Origin of the sequence: Aureliella helgolandensis (genome assembly GCF_007752135.1) — a bacterium.
GTDB classification, from domain to species: Bacteria; Planctomycetota; Planctomycetia; order Pirellulales; family Pirellulaceae; genus Aureliella; species Aureliella helgolandensis.
Window position 1 is genome coordinate 5658537 of the sequence record NZ_CP036298.1, and the last position, 19328, is coordinate 5677864.

General features: G+C 53.3%; 15 protein-coding genes. 13 read left to right on the top strand and 2 right to left on the bottom strand.

Annotation, left to right across the window (positions count from 1 at the left end; all coding sequences use genetic code 11):
* Positions 1-2 precede the first annotated feature (2 nt).
* The 13 genes from Q31a_RS19850 (at position 3) to Q31a_RS30375 (ending at position 14040) form a co-directional block, all read left to right on the top strand.
* Positions 3-3266 (top strand): efflux RND transporter permease subunit, encoded by a 3264-nt coding sequence (locus tag Q31a_RS19850; protein WP_145081836.1) that lies wholly within the window; start codon positions 3-5, stop codon positions 3264-3266.
* Between the two features lie 74 nt (positions 3267-3340).
* Positions 3341-3979 (top strand): hypothetical protein, encoded by a 639-nt coding sequence (locus tag Q31a_RS19855; RefSeq protein WP_231690849.1) that lies wholly within the window; start codon positions 3341-3343, stop codon positions 3977-3979.
* A 168-nt stretch (positions 3980-4147) separates the two neighbouring features.
* Positions 4148-4675, top strand: a complete 528-nt coding sequence (locus Q31a_RS19860; protein ID WP_145081840.1) for a hypothetical protein — start codon at positions 4148-4150, stop codon at positions 4673-4675.
* A gap of 18 nt (positions 4676-4693) precedes the next feature.
* Complete coding sequence (locus tag Q31a_RS19865) at positions 4694-7189, top strand: heavy metal translocating P-type ATPase (RefSeq protein WP_145081842.1); 2496 nt, start codon at positions 4694-4696, stop codon at positions 7187-7189.
* Positions 7190-7193: 4 nt separating this feature from the next.
* Positions 7194-7388: a hypothetical protein gene (locus Q31a_RS19870; protein WP_145081844.1), complete on the top strand. Its 195-nt coding sequence runs from the start codon at positions 7194-7196 to the stop codon at positions 7386-7388.
* A gap of 3 nt (positions 7389-7391) precedes the next feature.
* Positions 7392-7970, top strand: coding sequence for a methyltransferase family protein (locus Q31a_RS19875; protein WP_231690850.1), 579 nt, complete (start codon positions 7392-7394; stop codon positions 7968-7970).
* Positions 7971-8029: 59 nt separating this feature from the next.
* The gene (locus tag Q31a_RS19880; RefSeq protein WP_231690851.1) at positions 8030-8797 is read left to right on the top strand and encodes an HAD-IC family P-type ATPase; all 768 of its coding nucleotides are present in this window, start codon (positions 8030-8032) and stop codon (positions 8795-8797) included.
* A 252-nt stretch (positions 8798-9049) separates the two neighbouring features.
* Entirely contained in the window at positions 9050-9673 is a 624-nt protein-coding gene (locus tag Q31a_RS19885) for a hypothetical protein (protein WP_145081846.1), read from the top strand.
* Positions 9674-10123: 450 nt separating this feature from the next.
* Positions 10124-11473, top strand: coding sequence for an APC family permease (locus tag Q31a_RS19890; RefSeq protein ID WP_145081848.1), 1350 nt, complete (start codon positions 10124-10126; stop codon positions 11471-11473).
* A gap of 120 nt (positions 11474-11593) precedes the next feature.
* The gene (locus tag Q31a_RS19895; protein WP_145081850.1) at positions 11594-11869 is read left to right on the top strand and encodes a hypothetical protein; all 276 of its coding nucleotides are present in this window, start codon (positions 11594-11596) and stop codon (positions 11867-11869) included.
* Positions 11870-12126: 257 nt separating this feature from the next.
* Positions 12127-12543 carry a MerR family transcriptional regulator gene (locus tag Q31a_RS19900; RefSeq protein ID WP_145081852.1) on the top strand — a complete coding sequence of 139 codons (417 nt, stop codon included), beginning with the start codon at positions 12127-12129 and terminating at the stop codon, positions 12541-12543.
* Between the two features lie 21 nt (positions 12544-12564).
* Positions 12565-13308 (top strand): heavy-metal-associated domain-containing protein, encoded by a 744-nt coding sequence (locus Q31a_RS19905; protein WP_145081854.1) that lies wholly within the window; start codon positions 12565-12567, stop codon positions 13306-13308.
* A gap of 330 nt (positions 13309-13638) precedes the next feature.
* A complete protein-coding gene (locus tag Q31a_RS30375) occupies positions 13639-14040 on the top strand; it encodes a DUF6370 family protein (protein ID WP_197355420.1) in 402 nt (133 codons plus the stop codon).
* Between the two features lie 45 nt (positions 14041-14085).
* On the opposite strand, the gene Q31a_RS19915 is transcribed toward Q31a_RS30375, so the two are convergent.
* Positions 14086-15198: a sialidase family protein gene (locus Q31a_RS19915; RefSeq protein ID WP_145081856.1), complete on the bottom strand. Its 1113-nt coding sequence runs from the start codon at positions 15196-15198 to the stop codon at positions 14086-14088.
* A gap of 44 nt (positions 15199-15242) precedes the next feature.
* Positions 15243-19259, bottom strand: coding sequence for an efflux RND transporter permease subunit (locus tag Q31a_RS19920; protein ID WP_145081858.1), 4017 nt, complete (start codon positions 19257-19259; stop codon positions 15243-15245).
* Positions 19260-19328: the final 69 nt, after the last annotated feature.

The following is a 19328-nucleotide window of genomic DNA, read 5'->3' on the forward strand; positions in this document are numbered from 1 at the left end:
CAATGTTAAACGCAGTTATACGATTTGCCTTGCACCAGCGGATGCTCACTATTGCCATAGCAGTATTCTTGATTGGATACGGTACGTGGCAAATTCTCGTGATGCCGATCGACGTGTTTCCCGATCTGAATCGGCCCCGCGTGGTGATTATGACGGAAGCCGCAGGCATGGCTCCCGAGGAAGTGGAATCATTGATCACGTTCCCAATCGAAACGACGATGAATGGAGCGAATGGGGTCGAAGCTGTGCGGAGTTCGTCGGGTGTTGGTATCTCGGTGATCTATGTCGAATTTGCTTACGGCACGGATGTCTACACAGACCGACAGATCGTGGCGGAACGAATGCAAATGGTACAGGATCGGCTGCCGAAGGGGATTGCTCCCCAGTTGGCTCCGATCTCATCGATCATGGGGCAGATCATCATGCTCGGCATGTGGAGCGATGATCCTAACGTGGACACTATGGCACTTAGGACGACGGCCGACTGGGTCGTACGCCAGCGATTGCTTACCATCCCAGGTGTCTCTCAAGTTTTTACGATGGGGGGACAACGCAAGCAGTTTCAAGTTCTAGTTGATCCTGATGCTATGCTGAGATTAGGAGTCACCCTAGAACAGGTTGAAGCCTCCGTGGCCGCCAGCAATGAGAACGGAACTGGTGGCTATCTCGACCGCCAAGGTCCCAATGAGCTATTGGTGCGGTCGCTGGGTCGGCTGAAGTCGATCGACGAACTGAAGAAAGTGCCAATCACTATTCGTGACGGTCGGCCGGTACTGCTCTCCCAAGTAGCGCAGGTCGTTGAAGGAGCCCAAGTCAAGCGCGGCGACAGTTCAGCATTTGTCAGAACTGCGAGTGAAAACGCTGATGCTCAGTCAACCTGGTCCGGCGGTCCAGCAGTCGTGCTGACCATTAACAAACAGCCTGGTGCTGATACTCGCAGTGTAACGAATGCGATCATGCAAGCGCTTGAGGAACTGAACCCCACATTGCCAAGTGGCGTTCAAGTGATGCCTGTCTACTCGCAGAAAACATTTATTGACCGCGCAATCGAGAACGTGGTGGAAGCCTTGCGTGATGGCGGCATACTAGTCGTAATCATCCTGTTCCTATTCCTGATGAACTTGCGGACCACATTCATCACTTTGACGGCTATTCCGCTCTCATTGGTAATGACTGCCATCGTATTTGCTGTCTTCGGACTATCAATCAACACGATGACACTGGGCGGCATTGCCGTGGCTATGGGCGAATTGGTGGACGATGCGATCGTAGATGTTGAGAATATTTTTAGACGGCTCAAGGAGAATCGTATCGCTGGCAGTCCACTCAACCCGCTGCTGGTGGTGTTTCGCGCCAGCACCGAGGTTCGACGTTCGATTGTCTTTGGCACAATGATCGTCATTCTCGTATTCATCCCGCTATTCGCTCTCGGAGGAATGGAAGGCAAGTTGTTTGTGCCGCTGGGAATTGCCTACATCGTTTCGATTCTTTCATCGTTGGTCGTCTCGCTAACAGTAACCCCCGTGCTTTCGTACTGGTTGCTGGGGCTGAGTAAAGGCAGCGGCCACGAGCAGGACGGAATTGTCTTACGTGGGCTCAAGTGGTTAGGGTCAAAAGTCATCGAATTCAGCTTGGCCGTTCCCAGATTCAACATTGCAGTGACACTTTGTTTCGTAGGCCTTGCAGCCATCTTTCTGTCGCGGTTGGAAAAGGACTTCTTGCCACCCTTCAACGAAGGGACGATTCAACTTAACGTCGTTCTTCCGCCAGGAACGTCGCTAGCAGCGTCCAATACCATCGCTCAAACGGTTGAAAAATCGCTTATGCAGATTGAGGATGTTCAGCGCTTCGCACGCCGTACGGGTCGTGCGGAGTTAGACGAGCACGCTGAGGGAGTGAACATGAGCGAGATCATCATCGAACTCGACCCTGAGTCGCCTCGCTCACGCGAAGAGCAATTGGCGGAAATTCGCGAAGCAATGGAAGACATTCCTGGTATTGTGACAGCCGTTGAGCAGCCCATTGCACACTTGATTTCGCACATGATCTCTGGTGTGAAGGCACAAGTAGGCATTAAGGTCTACGGCGATGACCTCGATTTATTGCGGCAGAAGGCTGAGCAGATCAAAGCCGAGATGGAACTTGTGCCAGGTGTCGCCGACGCCTTGATCGAACCTCAAGTCATTATCCCGCAATTGCGAATTGAGCTCGACCGTGACCGACTGCTTCAATACGGATTAACAGCAGCCGCAGTCAACGAATACATTCAGACTGCGATGAATGGCAAAGTGGTTTCGGAAGTGCTCGACGGTATGCGCACCTTTGATTTGATCGTGCGTATGAAGGAGGACTATCGTGAAGACATCTCGCAACTAAAGCGACTCTCGGTGCAATTGCCCGAAGGCGGAACATTGCCACTGTCCGCGCTGGCTCGGATCTATGAAGCTGGCGGCCCCAATACAGTCAATCGCGAGAATGTTCGTCGACGAGTCGTCATTCAGTGCAATGTTGCGGATCGCGGTGTCGTTGATGTCGTGACAGATATCCAAGCAATCATTAAGCCGATCACCGACACGCTTCCGTCTGGCTACTTTGTTGAATTTGGTGGCCAATTCCAAAGCCAGCAATCTGCAAGTCGTATCATCGCGGTGTTGTTCTTGATCTCGCTGTTGGGCGTGTTCATGGTGCTCTACACTTTGTTCCGTTCTTCGATCTTAGCACTGCAGGTCATGGCCGCGTTGCCCATGGCCTTCATTGGGGCCGTGGCCGCTTTGGTGATAACTGGGCAGACGCTGACGATCGCCGCTATGGTTGGTTTCATTTCGCTAGCAGGAATCGCTTCGCGCAATGGCATTTTGCTGCTGCAGCACTATTTGCATCTTGTGGAACATGAAGGTGAAAGTTTTACAAAATCAATGGTCGTCCGCGCTGGAGTTGAGCGATTGGCTCCAGTCTTAATGACAGCACTTACCTCCGGGATTGGCCTCGTACCGCTCGTGCTATCTGCGGGCGAAGCAGGCAAAGAGATTCTATATCCCGTTGCGACCGTAATCCTTGGCGGACTAGTGACTTCCACTGCGTTGGATTTTCTGGTGCGACCCGCCTTGTTCTTGCTGTTTGGCATGAAAGCTGCCGAGAAAGTCGTGCACCATTCACAAGACGAGATTGAACTTGAAGAAGAATTGAAGGATCGAAGTGGTCCTAAAGAACATGGCGATGCACGCGCTGCAAGATCGACAGTTTCAACAGCAGTCACATCGTCGTAAATCGATTGTTTCTGAGTCCCCCTGTTTCTAGTTTTACGGAGAGAATGATGAAAATACAGTCCTGGATTTCCACAATGTTTACCTTGGTAATGGTAGCAGGAACCGTTGCGACTATTGGTAAAAATGCTTCAGCTCAAGCTCACGACCATGCTCATGAAGGCCAAGCGCATGGAGATCATGCTCATTCGGGCGAGACCCTTGCATTCCAATTGCCTGAATGGAAGACAATGCACTTCGACGACGCGCAGAAGGCAGCTCAGCATGCGGAGACAGTCAAGAAGTTGGGTTGCGAGGTGAAGCAAGGCAGTCACGCAGGGCATATCGATTTGAGCTATCGCTGCGCGAACTGGAAAACACTCGAGGTTGCCGATCACAAGTTGGCGGACCAATGGTCGAGCTGGCTTGCTGCGTCCGGCTTTGATGTCTCGCATAGTCATATCGACCCCGCTTTTGGTGCGGGACCAGAGGCAGTCGAATTCAGGCTGGTGGCGTGGAAGCAAATCCACGGTAATGGCTCGCCAGAGGAAGCAAAGTTAGTCGACCAACTCAAGAGAATTGGCTGCGACGTGGTAGTCGAAAAGCACCAGGGCCACTCGGACATTCGATTCCGCGCCCCTACATGGCGTGACATTCACCTAGCCGATCACGCTGCCGCAGGCCAGTGGACAAATTGGCTGAAACAGAATGGATTCGAAGCACGGCACGAACACTGAGTTCACAACAAAACAGATTGGAACGGCTAAGCGTTAGGCACCGGTATCAAAAGGAACCGAGTGCTCGCAAAAGCCCGCACAGAAAAGCAAATACGTGGCCCTGCAGGTATTCACGTTTGTTATCAGAAAAGCCTGCACAAGTTTCTCACTTTCACTTTGGAGACAATCATGCGTGTTCATTCACTTGCCGTCGTTTTTGCTGGCGGAATCTTTTTACTCACAGCCGGCTGCAGCGGTGATACCGCCTCGACCGCAGGGAGTTCGTCCGTGGCAGTCGACGGTGGGCCACCCGCGACAGTTGACCTTCACAACCATCCCTCGGAAGGCCCGCATCACGGTACGCTCGTGGAACTGGGAAACGAAGAATATCATGTTGAGGTCATCCATGACGCTGCGTCGGTCACAGTCTACGTGTTAGATAGTAGCGCCAAGAACGCGGTTCCTATTGATTCCAGTGACGTAACGATCAACATTTTGCACGATGGTACTCCCGAGCAGTTCAAACTACTTGCGAGCCCTGAGGCAGGCGATCCAAGCGGCAAATCATCTCGATTCACGCTGGCGGATGCGGAGTTGGCCGGACATCTCGATGAAGAAGGCGCAGCGCCCAAACTTAGCGTAACGATTAGCGGAACTCCCTATCGTGGCGAGATCAAGCACGATCACGACCACAGCAGCCACGATCATGCACACTAAGGCAATAGAATGGGTAACGTGAAGAAGATCAAACTAGAACTGAAGGTACTGATGCCGAACGTCCCCGACGCTCAGGATGGGTGTGTGGAGCGTTTGACCGAACTGCTTCGCATTAAGGTTGGGATCGATGACGCTCATGTTACCGACGAATCGCATCAGCAGCCGGATCGATTGTGTATTCACTATGACCCAAACAAGGTCTCATTGTCTGAAGTGCGCGACTTTGCGCGACGCGCCGGGGCCGAACTTGCACTTCGCTACGGGCATGTGATTCGGCGCATTGAGTCGATGCACGAAGGTCGAGCCTCGGCGATACAATCGCGGCTGTCTCGCATGAAAGGTGTGTTGGAAGCCGTTGTCTCGGCCGATGGTTCGGTGCGAGTCGAGTTCGATCGCGATCTAACGGACGAAGCTAACATCGCGGCTGTGCTCGCGGATTGGTCTCGCCAGTCCCAAGCTCATGAGCATGCCACCGACAAGCAGGTGGCTGACCACAAGAAGCACGATCACAAGGAACATGACCATACGGGGCACGATCACGCGCATGGCGGAATCTTCGGGCCAAGGTCGGAACTGATCTTCGCTATCCTCTGCGGCGTGTTCTTGCTGGCCGGATGGCTGATCGAGACGTTTGCAGATATTAGCGCATGGATTCCACTGGGTTGTTACGTTGCAGCCTATGTATTCGGTGGCTACTACACTGTTATTGAAGCGATTGAAAAGATTCGAGCTGGAAAGTTCGAGATCGACTTTTTGATGATCGTCGCCGCCGCCGGTGCAGCGACACTCGGCGCCTGGGCGGAAGGAGCATTGTTGCTGTTTCTTTTCAGCATCGGCCACGCTCTGGAAGGCTACGCAATGGGTAAAGCCAAGCGCGCCATCGAAGCCTTGTCCGAACTCGCACCTCGAACGGCTCGCGTTCGACGCGATGCAGCAGAAACGGAAATTCCAGTTGAAGAGCTAGTGGTTGGCGACGTCGTCGTCATCAAGCCTGATGAACGAGTCCCAGCCGATGGCTTCGTAATCGCTGGCGAATCCAGCATCAACCAAGCACCGATTACCGGGGAGAGTGTTCCTGTCGATAAACGACCGGTCGACGACGCCCAAGCCGCAGCGGCCGATCCCGAATCACTTTCCGCTGAATATCGTGCCTTCGCTGGCACAATCAATCAGTCCGGGGCCATCGAGATCCAAGTCACCAAGACGGCGGCTGAGAACACGCTCGCCCGCGTTGTGACGATGGTCAGCGACGCAGAAACACGGGTTTCGCCAACGCAAAAGTTCACAAAGAAATTCGAGCGTTACTTTGTCCCGTCCGTCATCACTGGTGTTGTACTGCTGATGTTTGCACCATTGGTCATCGACGAAGGTTTTAGCGATTCATTCTACCGAGCGATGGCAGTCCTAGTCGCGGCAAGCCCATGTGCTCTCGCGATCGCAACACCTAGTGCAGTCTTAAGCGGTGTCGCCCGAGCAGCTCGCGGCGGAATCCTCGTCAAAGGCGGCGGTCCTCTGGAAAGTCTTGGCAGTCTCGACGCGATCGCATTCGACAAAACCGGAACACTTACCGAAGGCGAACCCAAAGTCACGGACGTTCGCACCGCTGAAGGTGTCGACGAATCGGAACTCTTGCGGATTGCCATCGCCGTCGAAGACCTTAGCAAACACCCGCTCGCCAAAGCCGTCGTACGCGACGGTAGAAAGAAGTTGGGAGAGGGGGAGTCTGGGAGTGGGGGAGATATTCCAGAAGCGACCGATTTAAAGAGCATCACGGGGCGTGGAATCCAGGCGACCGTCAAAGGCGACTTGGTTCACATTGGCAAAGACGACCTATTCGCAGAGGTCGATGGTCCACCTCTTCCCGATAGCGTGCGATCGATCGTCGAGACGCTCGAACAGAACGGGCGCACGACGATGATCGTACGTCGTGGCGACCGTTACCTCGGCGTCATCGGACTGATGGACACACCACGCGAAGCATCCAAACGAACGATCGCTCGGCTGCGTGAACTCGGTATCAAACGAATGATCATGATTTCCGGCGACAATCAACAAGTCGCCGACGCCGTTGCCAAAGAAGTCGGACTGGACGAGGCTCGCGGCGACCTGATGCCCGATGACAAAGTCACCGAAATCAAGAAGCTGCAAAGCGAAGGCGGCGTTGCAATGGTTGGTGACGGAGTCAATGACGCCCCCGCGATGGCATCTGCTTCGGTCGGCATCGCCATGGGAGCCGCCGGCAGCGACGTCGCCCTGGAAACCGCAGACGTAGCGCTGATGGCCGACAACCTCGACCACCTCCCACTCGCGATTGGACTGAGCCGCGCCACTCGACGCATCATCCGTCAAAATCTCCTGATGAGTTTGGGCATGGTCGCGTTCCTGGTTCCCGCGACGATCTTTGGCCTCAACATCGGTCCAGCAGTCGCCCTGCATGAAGGCTCCACACTCGTTGTAGTCTTCAATGCTTTGCGGTTGCTTGCCTATCAATCGCCATCAACGGAAAAGGAATAGACGAATGGAACTGAAACATAACTTACTCGGCCTGCTGGAAGGGGTGGTCTGGTACTTTTTTATCTACTACTTCCTGCTGACATTGAAAAAGCCGGATCGGAATTTGTGGATTGCATCAGCGATTTTACTCGCACTATTTTACCTCGGTTTCGTGCTCTGCCCGTGGGTGAGACATACTCCAGCGTGGCAGGGACTTTGAATCGTGTTGCTGATTCTCTTTATCCTGACCGCGATCCTGCTGGTCGTCGTCAATGGTATGCTCGCCTATTCGGTTGTCAGACCGTCACAGCGCATCTGGCCTCCGCCAGCACAACAGACGTGGCAATACTATGTCGTGTGGTTACTCACCATTCTTTGCTTCGGCGGCTTCATTGTCGTGGGACTCGTCGACTGGAACAGCTTTGAATGGTCGCCTTGGTTTCGTTGGCCCGTGGGAGTCGGCCTGATCGTTGTCGGGAACATTCTCGCTTGGGTTGGCGTTCGTCAGTTGAGTCTGAAGACGACCTCCGGCCACGCAGGGCAACTTGTCACGGAAGGACTCTATAAGCACAGCCGGAACCCGCAATACATTGGGGACATCACAATCATCGCTGGCTGGGCGATCCTTTCAGCTTCACCATGGGCGATCCCGTTGTGTCTCGGTGGCATCGCGGCATTTGTTATAACGCCGTTCGCGGAAGAGCCATGGCTGGAAGAACTTCATGGTGACGCCTATCGAGGGTATCGCCTCCGAGTGCCGCGATTCTTCGGCATTCGCTCGTTGTACCGCAATCTCGAGTAAAGACAGAACAGCCATCAACAATTCGTAATGAAATCGGCGATATTCCAGAAGCGACTGATTTGAAGAGCATTACCGGCCGTGGGATTCAAGCGTCCGTCGAAGGCGACTTGGTTCACATTGGCAAAGACGACCTATTCGCGGAGGTCGATGGTCCACCGCTCTCCGATAGCGTGCGTTCGATCGTCGAGTCGCTCGAACAAAACGGACGCACGACGATGATCGTTCGTCGCGGCGAGCGTTATCTTGGCGTCATCGGTTTGATGGATACGCCTCGCGAAGCGTCCAAGCGAACGATCGCTCGACTGCGTGAACTCGGTATCAAACGAATGATTATGATTTCAGGCGACAATCAGCAAGTCGCCGACGCCGTCGCCAAGGAAGTTGGCCTGGACGAAGCTCGCGGCGACTTGATGCCAGAAGACAAGGTGGCTGAAATCAAGAAGCTGCAAAGCGAAGGCGGCGTTGCGATGGTAGGTGACGGAGTCAACGACGCCCCCGCGATGGCATCTGCTTCGGTCGGCATCGCCATGGGCGCAGCCGGTAGCGATGTCGCCCTCGAAACCGCCGACGTCGCCCTCATGGCTGACAACCTGGACCAACTCCCACTCGCCATCGGACTTAGCCGCGCCACCCGCCGCATCATTCGTCAAAACTTATGGATGAGTCTCGGCATGGTTGTCTTCCTTGTTCCCGCAACGATTCTCGGTCTCAACATCGGTCCCGCCGTTGCCCTTCACGAAGGCTCGACTCTTGTCGTCGTCTTCAATGCACTACGGCTGCTTGCTTATCAGCCCCCTCTGCGAACAATGAACAGTGATGTCGCTTAATGATCAGCGTTGGGAGTCTGGGAGCGTCGCAATCCTCCACTCCCCGTCTCCCCATCTCTTCGACTTTGAGAGGTAATTCCAGAAAAATCCCAATTTCCGTGAAGAAACGCCCTCGGCGTAGCATCTAAACCAGCAATGTTAGACACTCGATGCGGTTAAGACGCACTGTACCTCGGTTGGCGAGTCGGACTTTGCTAGCCTCGTGAGTTGCAACGCATCCCCGATGATCCCTGTATGAAGGACGATTTGAAGATGATGAAAACACGATTCCCCTTGTTGGTCTTGGCAATGGCCGTTCTCGCCAGCGGTTTCAGCACGACTTCGGCCACCGGCCATGAAGGCCACGATCACGAAGCCATGCAAAAGGCTGAGAAGAAGATCTCTGACACACTGGCTAAATTGCCAGCCGAAGATCAAAAGCTCGCTGCGGCCCAGCGATTTTGCCCGATGATGGCGTACAGCCGACTGGGCGCAATGGGCGCGCCAATCAAGCTGACCATCGAAGGCAAGCCTGTTTTCGTATGCTGCAAAGGTTGCATTGACGATGCGAAGGCTGGCGGTACGGCAACCGTCAAGATAACTGAGAAATTGAAAGATGCTTCTGCCGAGCTCGCTAAGCTTCCCCCTGCCGAACGTGCCGCCGCGGAAGCACAAAAATACTGTGCGATCAACACTAAGGGGCTTCTTGGCTCGATGGGCGCTCCAATCAAGCTAGAGATCGATGGCAAGCCAGTCTATCTGTGCTGTGGCGGTTGCACTAAGAAAGCTCAGGCCAATCCTGCTGCTACGCTCGCCAAGGTCGAAGAGCTCAAGAAGCCTGGCATGAAGGAAGGTCACGATCACGGCGACAAGGATCACGCCGATCACAAGAAGTAGCAAAGAGGTGGCGTGGGAGGAATCGAAGATACCTATTCACCTCGCATCACTATGACCTAGTTGACTAAAGTTTATTAGACCGCAGCGATGCGTACCGTAATGGTGCATGGCGTTGCGGTTTTTTCGTTTATTGCTCAGCTTGCGTCGGCAATTGTTTTTGTGATTTCCTGCAGATAGTGGTAGTGAAATGCGGCTAACGTTTTCTGCAGACACTGGTCGGCTGCGGACTTCCAATACTGCTGACTTATCGTTCTGCCACTGTTCGGCGTCAGCCAACGTATCACGTTGACCACGTTCATTCTACGGATGATTAGGTGCCATCAGTTAACGAAGCACGGACACTTGAGCCGCCATTGCGACTAGTCTACTTCCACATCCCTGGCGGCGCGCCATTTGCAGACGAGTCAGCAGCGAGGACGCAAATCTTGAACACAAGAGACAAGGTCGGATATGAGCAATGCAGAGTCATCTGGTAACTACGAAAAAAATAGTCTGTCAGTAACTGGATCAGTTGCGATGGGTACCGGAGTGATGATCGGTGCGGGAATTTTCGCCCTCACCGGTCAAGTTGCCGAGCAGGCGGGCGGACTATTTCCGCTTGCTTTTCTGGCTGCAGGTATGGTGGCGGGATTTAGTGCTTACAGCTACGTCAAGATGGCCGAGCATTACCCGTCTGCAGGTGGTATCGCTATGTTCTTGATGAAAGCCTATGGCAAGGGTACGGTCACCGCAGCCATGTCCTTGTTGATGTACTTCTCCATGGTTATCAACGAAAGTCTTGTTGCTAGAACGTTCGGAACGTACACGTTGCAGTTGTTCGATGCCAAGGACAACCGGTTTCTTGTACCAGTTCTGGGCGTTGGACTCCTTGTCGCCGCCTTCATCGTCAACATTCTCGGCAACAAGTTTATTAGTACCTTTTCAACGGTGTCCGCCGCAATCAAGATCTCAGGTATCTTGATTTTTGCCGCCGCAGGTTTATGGGTGTCTGGGCTGACATTTGAAAGTGTTGGCGTCACGGAACGAACATCCGCTGGCAGCTTCCTGTCGGCGACAGCTCTCGCCCTTCTAGCATATAAAGGTTTTACAACCATCACCAACAGTGGATCGGAGATTAAGGAACCGAAGAAGAACATTGGTCGATCGATCATCCTCTCGCTATCGGTCTGTTTGGTGGTTTATCTGCTCGTTGCCTTTGCCGTCGCAGGCAATCTTTCCGTTGCTGAGATCATTAAGAACCGTGACTATGCTCTGGCGGAAGCGGCGCGCCCGGCGTTTGGTCAATGGGGGACTTACTTCACGGTGGGCCTGGCGATTGTAGCGACAATTTCGGGGCTAATCGCCAGCACCTTTGCCGTGTCACGCATGTTGGCGATGCTCAGTGAGATGAAGCTCGTGCCACACAAGCACTTCGGAATGCCCGGCAATATTCAAAAACACACACTAGTCTACACCGTCGTTTTCGCGATCACGCTGACGATCCTATTCGACCTGTCACGAATCGCATCACTGGGAGCGATTTTCTACATCGTCATGGATATGGCGGTGCACTGGGGCGTATTGCGTCATGTGCATGACAAAGTAAAGGCAAACCGCTGGATACCGGTGATCGCATTGCTTTTAGATGTCATGATACTCGGCGTTTTTCTATGGATGAAGGCTACTAGTGATATGCTGGTTATTTGGGTCGCATTGGGGGGGATTCTGTTCATCTTCGTTGGTGAAAAGCTGTTCTTGTCGTGGAAAAAAGAAGACGGCGAGCCACTACATGCGGACGGCCATTCTGCGCAGAGGGTTTGAAAACCAAACTGTAGGTATATCTTGGATGAGGATTCTGCGCCAATCTGCTGGCCCAACGTACTAAGTATGGACATCAAGGTCGACGAACTACAGAGAATGCAAACCAAGATCAAAATATAGTTGCTGGATATCGGCGGTGAAGGACGCTACGAGAACGCATGGAATTTGAATCCTCGATCGCTGAAAACGATCGGGACGGAGAAGGGACTTGCCATCTCACGTCACATTCTGGGGCGCGGCGAGTGCATTCCGTTGCCTGATGGATGCGTCCAACAGATCATGATGGAACGAGCACCCTTGCGTCGAGCCGCCGTCTTCGAGATGGTTCGTGTGATCGTGCCCGCCGGCACCATCATCCGCGGAGTTAAGGCGATTATTCCTTCGCATCAGTTATGAAGCGGGGATACCGCCGAAGTGTGTTAGCAGTCAGAGGCAGGCCTGGACAAACTTCGGTAGCGACTATGCAGTCCGCTGGGGCGATTTCTTGGCCAAGCAGGGCAAGCTTTCTCAATAAGCTGTTGGGATGGAGTTAACTACACCTCCTATCAAACCAATTCTTAGCTGCATTAGTCGCAGTTTTTTCACAAAATGCGACGTCCCCCTTGACTCCGTACCGTAGTACGGAGTCGATAATGAAGGGTAAGGAGACAGTCATGACCAAATTCACGATTGGAAAAGTTGCCGCAGCGGCAGGTGTCGGAGTGGAAACGATCCGCTTCTATGAGCGACGCGGATTAATAGCGCAGCCCACGCCGATCAAGACATCGTTTCGCGAGTATCCGGAATCCGCAGTGAATCGAATTCGTTTCATCAAGCGGGCGCAAGAACTTGGATTCACACTTTCCGAAGTTGCGGAACTGCTGGCCCTATCAGAACAATCGGCGGCCTCGCGCAAGAGCGTCAGGGAGCTCGCGGCCAAGAAGCTACTCCTAATTCGTGAAAAGCTAGAAGACTTGCGTCACATGGAAGCGACGTTGTCCAAGTTGGTTGACGATTGCAGCGGCCAGGGGCCATTGCATGGCTGTCCAATCATCGAAGCAATTACAGATACTCAGATCCATTGCAATTAACCAAAAACTAGGAGCCAAATCATGCAAGCAACTTTTTCAACGACAATGACCTGCGGCGGATGCTTGAGCAAGGTCAAACCGTATCTCGACGACAATGTAGACATTAAGAGCTGGGAAGCCGACCTGCAAGACCCACGTAAGCTGTTGCGATTCGAACTGGCTGAGCACGCGCAGCCCGACACGATCGTTTCACTCATTGGCCAGGCCGGTTTTACTGCCACCCAAATTGACGAAACTCCAAAGTCAGTTGATTCCCCAGAAAAAGAAGAGTCAGTTGCCAAGCCAGGGTTTGAGTTTTCGACATACAAGCCCTTGTTTCTAGTCGTCAGTTATGTCATCGGCGCCTCGGCGCTGTTCGAACTGAGTCAACCGTCGTGGGAGCTGTCACGCTTCATGAACAACTTTATGGGCTTCTTCTTTCTTGGCTTCGCGTTCTTCAAACTATTGAATATCTCCAAGTTTGCCGACGCGTTCGCAACTTACGACATCGTCGCCGGGCGCTCCAGGGCCTATGCGCTGGCCTACCCGTGGATTGAATTGTCGCTCGGATTGTTGTTTGTCACGAGGACGCTACCGATGCTTGCTAACATCCTCACAGCCGTCATCATGTCGGTGGGATTGATTGGCGTCATCGCGGCAGTGCGTAAGAAGCAGACGATTCAATGCGCCTGCCTAGGCACCGCATTCAACTTGCCGATGTCCGTCGTCACGATTATCGAAAACAGCGTGATGCTCGTAATGGCCTTGGCCATGCTCCTCGCTTAACGCGATAAGGAGGCAGGGAGAGAATACCTCGTTGGAGGAATGGATACTCCGATCAAACTGACCATCGAAGACTAGCCGGTTTTCGTCTGTTGTAAAGCATGCGTTGAGGATGCGAAGGCAAGCATTCTGAACGGCCACGACCATGCCGCCTATGGACACGCGGATCAAAAATAGTGGAGTGCTTGCTGGACGACTGACGCCTTTCGAAAATTTGTTGAGTTGTCGAACAAGCGAATAACTCTAGGTCGAAACATGGTGAGTAGGCGTCGACGCAAAAGTTAGTCGTGTCAATGGCGAACCCTCTGGAAAGAAAGTGATTTAGGCACGCTTATGAAATTCACGGCTCTGTTGTGCGTATTGTTATTGATCGGGTGTCAGAGATCGGACGATCTGGCGATTGACAATGCCGATGCTGACCTTCAAGTGAAAATGATTGGGCAGGTTGTCGAAGCGTCATGCGGCGAATGCCAATTCGACATGGAAGGAACTGGGTGCGATTTGGCTGTTCGTATTGACGGAAAAGGGTATTTTGTTGATGGATCAATAATGAGCGATCATGGCAATGCACACGGCGATGGCGGAATGTGCAATACCGTCCGGAAGGCTAAGGTAACGGGCGAAGTCAAAGGCGAACGATTTGTCGCAACAGCCTTTGAACTTTTACCTGCGGACGGTGACTCAGCGACTCACGGGTCTTCGCCGCACGATGAATCTACGCACCACACGCACTGATCTAAAATGCGTTTTCCTTCATGCTGCGGCAATCTGGTGCGACATTTAGTCGCTAACAACCGAGGCCATAATCGATGCGTCTGGCTTTTTTCCCGATTCCCATACAAGGACTACAGGCCCATTGATCGACCTCGAAGCTGCGATCATTGGGTCGGCCGCCGGTTCGGCCAGTCGAACTGGCGTGTTTGAATTCGGAGTTGAGAGCAGTAAGTCTCCTCCGCGACGGTTAACCCACACCAGATAGTGACCGTTGACATTTGCTGCGACTGAAGGTTGTTCTCCTGAACCGAGCAATCGTTCGCGCATGCGACCACCAACATCAGTAGCAAATATTTGTTGATTTCGACGCCACACCGTAAGAGTCGAACCGTCTTCCGCGACAGCCAGATCGCCTCCGTCCATTGGGCAGGCATTCAGCTTCCAACTTCCAACACCAAGCTTGTCGGCCAATCCAAATGTTTGGCCCGAATCTTCAGACTTCGCCAGATACATGTCGCGATTGCCATCCAACGCATTTCGCCACATCACGTAAATCGTGCCGTCATCGCTGATTGCAACGGATGGATGACAACATTCGCAAACAGTGCCAGATGGTGACGCATAGATTCGGCGATTCTTAGACCAAGTCTTGCCTCCGTCTTGCGAACGAGCACCGTATATCTGCGTTCGGTCGTTACGCAGGTCCAGCCATGTACAGAAAATCAAACCATCCGGTCCCATGGCCATTCCATGCAACCCTTCTCGCGCAACTTTGGGTTGGTCACTAACATCAACGGGGCCGCTCCATGTATCGCCACCATCCTCGGATCGCCAAGCCAACAGGTTTCCGCTTTCGTGGCCAATTGCAGTCACGACAACCGACTTTTCGTTGGCAACAATTCTCGGCCCGCGCCGCATCCCCAACGCGAGTTTTATGACATGTCCGACTTTAATGGGACTGGCGTACGTCTTTCCGCGATCGACGGATTTACAAACATAGATATCCTCGTTCGCCCCAAACGCGACGAAGATATGACCGGTTGAATCGACAGCAACTTGCGGCTGTTGAGCGCCGGGCACGGTTTCAGACGAAATGACGCAGACCGGATCGGCGGCTCTTAAGGAGGTAGCGATCGAGCTCAGCAGAATACTAAGCAATACAACCAAACAAAATCTCATTCTTGCACCTATTGAATTGACTGTGAGCACTTCCGTCTTGGTAATTACGCGTCCTCGGCGAATCGCGGGTCGGCGATGCCGAGCTTGAGCTTCCATTCCATCACGGAGCAGTAGAGAACGGGAACGACAAGCATCGTCAAAATCTCAATCGTCATCCCGCCGAAACTTGGAATTGCCATGGGAACCATGATGTCGCTTCCGCGTCCAGTGGAAGTCAAGACAGGGATCAAAGCCAGCAGCGTGGTGGCTGTTGTCATCAGGCAAGGACGAACGCGACGCATGCCTGCGGTCACCGTCGCTTCGCGAGCATGCTTGACGTTGGCGATTCGATCCTTGCGGAAACTCTCGTCAAGGTAGGATGCGATCACGACTCCGTCGTCGCTGGCGATTCCAAACAATGCCAGGAAGCCAACCCAGACGGCGACGCTGAGATTGATTGTGTGCACTTGAAACAGCGTCCGCATGTTGGTTCCGAATACTTGGAAATCCAGGAACCAATCGGTCCCATAGAGCCATAGCATGATGAAGCCACCAGCCCATGCGATCGCGATACCGCTAAATACCAGCGATGTTGTGATGACAGATTTGAATTGGAAGTACAGAATCAGAAAGATGATTCCAAGGGCCAGCGGCAGGACTACCATCAAGGTCTTCTGCGATCTCAGTTGGTTTTCATAGTTGCCTGCGAACGTATAACTGACGCCGGCGGGTAGAACCAACTCGCCGCTGGCGATCTTCTCCTGCAAGAACGCCTGTGCATCTTCAACGACATCGACCTCGGCATTGCCGGCCTTCATGTCGAACAGAACGTATCCGAGCAGGAAAGTGTCCTCGCTCTTGATGACCTGCGGGCCACGGAGATAACGAATGTCCGCAAGCTGCCCCAACGGGATCTGCTGGCCCATCGGTGTCGGCACAAGTATCCGTTCCAAGGACTCGGCGTCGTCTCTTAGTTCGCGAGCATACCGGACGCGTACCGGATACCGCTCGCGGCCTTCAACCGTGGTGGTGATGCGACGACCTCCAATAGCGACTTCAATGACGTCTTGCACGCTGCGAATGTGCAGTCCGTAGCGCTTGATGGCATCGCGGTCGATGTCAATCTCCAAGTAGGGCTTGCCGACGATCCGGTCAGCGATGACGGCAGATGCCTTAACACTCGGGACCTGCTTGAGTAGACCTTCAATCTGCAGAGCAACTCGTTCGATGGTTATTAGATCGGGGCCTTTGATCTTCATTCCCATCGGCGCACGCATGCCACTTTGCAGCATCACGATTCGAGCCGCAATGGGTTGCAGTTTGGGTGCAGACGTGGTGCCGGGAATGTCGGCGGCTTTGGTGATCTCTTCCCAGATGTCGTTGGGCGACTTGATTTCCTCGCGCCATTGACGGAACGGTCGTCCGCTGGAGTCCTCGATCAAATCGCCCTGGTCGTCGCGTGCGTATGTGCCAGATTCTTCGTCGAAGCGAAAGTCCAATCGGTTTCCGTTTTGGTCCGACTTGTATTCTGACTTGTAGCTGATGAAGGTTTCGATCATGGAGATTGGCGCAGGGTCGAGCGGACTATCGGCGCGACCGATTTTGCCAACTACCGATTCCACTTCAGGAATTGAAACTAGTAGCCTGTTTTGCAACTGCAGCACATCCATCGCCTCACCAATCGAAGCGTGTGGCATCGTGGTGGGCATGTACAGAAATGAACCCTCGTCAAGCGGCGGCATGAACTCCTTGCCGATGCCAGGAAACGCCGTGGTGGCAGCCACCCAAGGGCGAGATTCGCGTATAGTCGATTCTGAAATGCCCACACGTGAGATAGTTTTAGGTATGAACGAGAAGATCCGATCAAAGCCAAGCCACGAACAGCCACCCAGCAGTAGAATCATCGCGGGTAGCGAGAGGAAGAGCAGCTTATGGGCCAGACACCAACGCAGGAGCGGCTCATAAAGGTAGCGCTGAAATACGGTGAAGAAGCCGAGTAGCCCGCCGATCAAAAGTCCCACGAACAACAAATTGCGAATCAAGCCCTTTTCAGGACCGAGCGGTAGCCAGTGATCGGTAAGTAAAACGCCTACTACCAAGACCGCAACCGCACTGGCAGCGTAGGGAGCAAACTTGTGATAGTTGGCTGGAATGCGTTCTTCCAGCAATTTGTAGACGCCAAGAGCAGCAACGGTCGCACCGACCCACCAAGTCACAAAGTACATTGCCAGGACGCCAGCCCCAACAAGAGCAAACATTGAATATCGTCGAAGTGCGCCAGATTTCATCCGTCTGCCCATAAGAATGTGAGCTGCCGGAGGAATGATGGTTAAAGCGACAATAACGGAGGCGGCCAACGCAAAAGTCTTCGTAAATGCGAGGGGGCGGAAGAGCTTGCCTTCCGCTGCGACCATCGTGAAGACTGGCAGAAAACTAACAACAGTTGTGGACACTGCGGTCAATACAGCACTTGCAACTTCGTTAGCGGCGCGAAAGATAACATGCCCTCGATCTTCGTTCGGATCGGCTTCATCCAAATGCTTCAAGATATTTTCGCACAGAATGATACCCATATCGACCATCGTGCCGATCGCTATGGCAATACCTGACAAGGCGACGATATTTGCATCTACGCCAAAAGTCTTCATGGCGATGAAGCACATCAACACGGCTAGCGGCAATAAGGCAGAGATCAGGATCGAGCTCCGCAGATGCAACACCATCACCAAGATGACGATGATCGTCACCAGAATCTCTTCGCTAAGTGCCGTATTGAGCGTGCCAAGCGTTTCGTAGATAACTCCGGTTCGGTCGTAGAAGGGAACGACACGAACTTGGCTTGTTGTAATCCAGCTTGGCCACTGCTCTCGTGACATCGAGCGTAGTTGGGAGACAAGTTGGGTGTTGAGGGTTGAGGCATGAGAAAGGGACGTCAGGACGTCCTCGTTCCTATCAACACTCAACCCTAGACTCTCAATCCAATCGCCAACTTGAACCGGCGTCGTTCGGCTCCAATCGATGACCACTTTGGTTGGCAGGCCCGGCGAAACTTCTTCGATCTTCTTTTTGACACTCTTAATCGCTTCGAGTGGATTGAAGCCGTAGCGAACGACCGTAACGCCACCCACTGCTTCTGCTCCCGCTTTGTCCAAGGCGCCGCGGCGTAGCGCGGGGCCGAGCGTGACGTTGGCGACATCCTTGATGGTGATGGGAACATTGTCGGTGACTTTGACAACAGTCTTTTCAATATCTTCTACTTGTTCAATAAAGCCCAAGCCGCGAATAACGTATTCGGCCTTATTGATCTCGATCGTTCTCGCACCGACATCGACGTTCGACATGCGGACCGACTGAAACACATCAGCCAAGGAGACCTTGGCAGCCTGCATGGCATCCGGGTCAACGTCGATTTGGTATTCCTGAACGAATCCGCCGATGGACGCAACTTCGCTAACGCCTTCTGCAGACGCGATTGCGTAGCGGACATACCAATCCTGAATCGTCCGCAACTCTTGCAAATCCCAGCCGCCGGTTGGATTGCCGTCGGGGTCATGCCCTTCCAAGGTGTACCATAGAATTTGACCGAGCGCGGTGGAATCCGGCCCGAGTGTCGGTTGCACGCCTTCGGGCAGCGTTCCAACAGGCAGGCTGTTGAGTTTCTCCAGCACACGCGAACGCGACCAGTAGAATTCGGCGTTCTCGTTGAAGATCACATAGATGGTCGAGAAACCGAACATCGAGTAGCTGCGAATCGTTTTGACTTCCGGGATACCCAACAACGCAACTGTCATCGGATAGCCGATCTGATCCTCGACATCCTGCGGGCTCCGCCCCATCCACTCGGTGAAGACGATTTGCTGGTTCTCACCGATATCAGGAATGGCATCGACGGGAACGGGATTGCGTGGCAGACTGCCGACTTGCCAATCGAAAGGGGCTACCATCACGCCCCAGCCCATGATGGCCCAGACCAGTAGCAGCATGACTAGCTTATTGTGAAGACAGAACCAGATGATTCCGCCGAGAATCGTGCGTCGACCGGCTTCGATATCGGGGGCGATTTCTTTTGAAGGTTCGGTCATTAAAGCGTTGCAATCTCGTTACTGGTTTCCAAAACTGTTGCATTTCTTGATTGGTAGGCACAACTCGTT